The sequence below is a fragment of the Croceicoccus bisphenolivorans genome (assembly GCF_001634625.1).
In the GTDB taxonomy this organism is placed as follows: Bacteria; Pseudomonadota; Alphaproteobacteria; order Sphingomonadales; family Sphingomonadaceae; genus Croceicoccus; species Croceicoccus bisphenolivorans.
In genome coordinates, this window is sequence record NZ_LRSE01000042.1 from 1 (window position 1) to 3,098 (window position 3,098).

Below are 3,098 nucleotides of genomic sequence, written 5' to 3' on the forward strand. Positions count from 1 at the left end.
TGGGGCGACGTGGGCTGAAAACAGCGCTTACCGAGATGCGTCGACGGCTTCTCGCACAAGAGAACTCGATGTACCTTGGTTCAGCCAAATTTACAGCGTCCACGGAATGTCCCGTGACGCCTGATGCACCTACCCGTCTTCGAGTTTACTCGCCCACGAAGGTCAGATCAAATCACGAAGAAGGCTCGAACTTTCTCGAATTTCCAGCATCGTTGATGACCAACAACTCGGTCAGTTCCCGTACAGTCAAAAGCCGTGAAAATTTTACACCGAAACACCCATTGTCGATCCAGCGAATGCTACAGGAAATATCTCCGACTTTGCCGATCCTGACGGTACATAGTTCTCCCACTTCAGCGCCATTTGGAACGGCGCCGCTGATTTGCGCTCCGGAAAGTGAAATATTCGAGATCACAAATGGATTCGCGCTACCGCGTATCCAGGTCGTCGAAGCCAGTTCGATCGGAATTCTGATGCTCCGATAAGCATTCCCACGCTCGAAATACCGACTGGTGTAGACTGACGCTTTCTCTGAGTTTCGAATGCCGTAACGATCACCTTCCCGCCAAAGGACGTGCCCTTCGATAGCCCCACGGACGCCGTCGTCATAGATCACCATGTCACCAACTTCGAGATCGTGGAACACATCTATCTGAGCGCCATGTTCCGAAATATTGCGCAGCAGGCCTGGGTATAGATTCTCAGCAATTTCGAGTGCGCAAGGACGGTAGACAGTTTGCGTACGAGGATCGTCTTCGCGCCGTCTCTCGACAATTTCCTGGAAATCGGAATGCTGATGATAGGCCATCGTATCACTTCTCGCGGTTGTAACTTTGCCCGACTTTCCTCTTCAAACACTAAAAACCCATTAATGCTGTTGATTCACTGGCGATAGCGATCACCACGAGTCAATAACACCGCCGTGCATTTAACGTTCATTCGCGCCGTATTGCGCTGCATGATCACCGGCATATGACAAAATATTAACCTTCTGCATTCACATTGTGCGGATGCGGCCCCACCACCATATTTCCGAACGCCTCAAGGCTTCAGCCCCCCAGCTTCCCAGCGGCATCAGCCGTCGGGTCCGCCCTGAGAACGTTCTCATCATAGCCGGCACCACGTTCGTGCTGCTGTCGGTCCTTGCTGTAAACGGCCTGATCCCCTCGATTGTGTCATCGGTATGCCTGATGGCGGCTGCTCTGTTGATCCGCTGGAACAGCAGCCAGCTGGCCGGCAGGGTGGTTTCATTTGTCGGCGCGACTTTGATCATATTTACAGCTTTGCTGCAGGACGCACCACTGCTTGATATGACGAGCATCGGCGCGGTTCTGCTGGCCTCAGCGGAGTGGATGGGGTCGTTGCGTCGGTCGTTTGAGGCAGAGAAGAGTGCAGCCGACTACGATGCGTTAACTGGAGCGGCGAGCAGCTATGCGGCGAGGAGGATCTTGACCAAAGAACTGGAAAACCTGAGGTTGGGAGGGCAAGCAATAGCTTTGCTATTCTTGGATCTCGATGATTTTAAGTCCATCAATGATACGCAAGGGCATGCCGCCGGCGATGCAGTGCTGAAACTCCTGGTGACAAAAGTTGGCGAAATAATTGGGAGCAACAACTTGATCGCGCGCTTGGGCGGAGATGAGTTTGCAATCGTTATTCGCGATGTCAAAGATCGTCAGGAGCTTTCGTCGATCGGACGGCAAATCACTCACGCAGTAGGGACGGTGCGGCCAAATCTCACGGCGAGTATAGGAGCAATTTTGCTCGAGAGCCCGTCACACAATCTCCTCGATGACATTCTCTCTGAAGCCGATCAAATTATGTACCGCGTGAAGAGAAACGGGAAAGCCAGCTTCAGAATGGCTGAAGCGCCGAAACAGGATCTCGTTCTCGCGGCGTGACCATCGCCCGATGGGTAGGTTTGACACTCGACGTGAGTGCATCACACCTCGCGACCGGAACCATAACAAAAGGGGACGTTCGCTCCAGTTCAAGCGTAGCGAGGCAGCTCGTCTGAGGATTGTTCGATCATCACGCCTGTTTAGCTTTCGAGGTAACGATGTGGAACGAGATGCAGCTCTTTGGGAGGAGTGATCTTGGGTGGAAATTCAGGGAAGGCAGAGATCATATCCCAGAATGTCTCATGAGAACGCATGCGCCTGTTATAACAGAAATTGAATGCGTTCACATATTTCCAAAGTTTGTCCCGCCTGACGTGCAGGTGTGTCCCGCGGATCATCCTCTTGAAAACAGCCCAATAAGATTCGATGCGACTCTGGCTGAAGCCCGATTCGTTCACCCAGAAGCCTTTAGAGTGATTTACCGTCTCTCGCGCCCACCCGAGATCGGCCAGGCGCTTATAGGAATTGTAGCTGTCGGTGACGATTATCGAGCCTTTCCGAACCCTTTGATCAATCACGGAAAACAACGTATCCGAACGTCGGTCTGGAATGATCGCCGTCGTCACTACATCGCCGTCGGTCAGCCCCATCAAGATCGCCTTCCCTTTCCCGGAACGCGATAGCGTGCGGACACCATTCAACAGTGTCTCGTCTACATAAACCGGGACACCCGGGCCGCCCACCATCCTGACCCCCTCAAGCAGTGCCAGATGCGTACGAACTCGGTCGACCGCACGATAGGCCGCCTTTTGAGCAATGCCAAAATGCCGTTGCGCAAAATGGGTCGAAATCCCGGTGCGACTATTTGTGAACAGCAGCATGAGATGAAACCAGTCGGTCAACGGAATTTGTGTCCTGTTGAAAACTGTGTTGGCGGTCGGCGATACGGATGCACCACCACAACAGTTATTGCCATATCGACGATATGACCTGATCCGGAACCACTTGCACGGTTTCCCACACTTCAGGCAGGGGTGCCATTGGCCAAATCGGACGTTGAAGACGTGCTCGATGCAAGCCTCCTCATCCGGCAGCGCAGCAAGCAAGGCACGAAAACTGGTCCCCTCTTGCCCCACCTGCCCCCAAGGCATGCGAGGATGGAGTGACTGTTCCTCCCTGAACTTGGCAAGATATTCAGCAGATATTTCAGGCATGAAGCCGTTAACTCCGTAAGCGCTGTCGCGGTCCCACCTTGCG

Annotated in this window: 3 protein-coding genes; 1 reads left to right on the top strand and 2 read right to left on the bottom strand. The window is 53.3% G+C overall.

The annotated features are described in order from the left end of the window. Window positions 1-172: 172 nt before the first annotated feature. Window positions 173-808 (bottom strand): PilZ domain-containing protein, encoded by a 636-nt coding sequence (locus A7A77_RS17680; RefSeq protein ID WP_082836226.1) that lies wholly within the window; start codon window positions 806-808, stop codon window positions 173-175. A 319-nt stretch (window positions 809-1,127) separates the two neighbouring features. Here A7A77_RS17680 and A7A77_RS17135 point away from each other — a divergent pair, with 319 nt between their 5' ends. Then, a complete protein-coding gene (locus tag A7A77_RS17135) occupies window positions 1,128-1,901 on the top strand; it encodes a GGDEF domain-containing protein (protein ID WP_216635614.1) in 774 nt (257 codons plus the stop codon). 140 nt (window positions 1,902-2,041) lie between these two features. Here the strand turns inward: A7A77_RS17135 and A7A77_RS17140 are convergent. Beyond that, window positions 2,042-3,098, bottom strand: a 1,057-nt coding sequence (locus A7A77_RS17140; RefSeq protein ID WP_216635615.1) for an IS1595 family transposase, incomplete at its 5' end; no start/stop codon positions are given.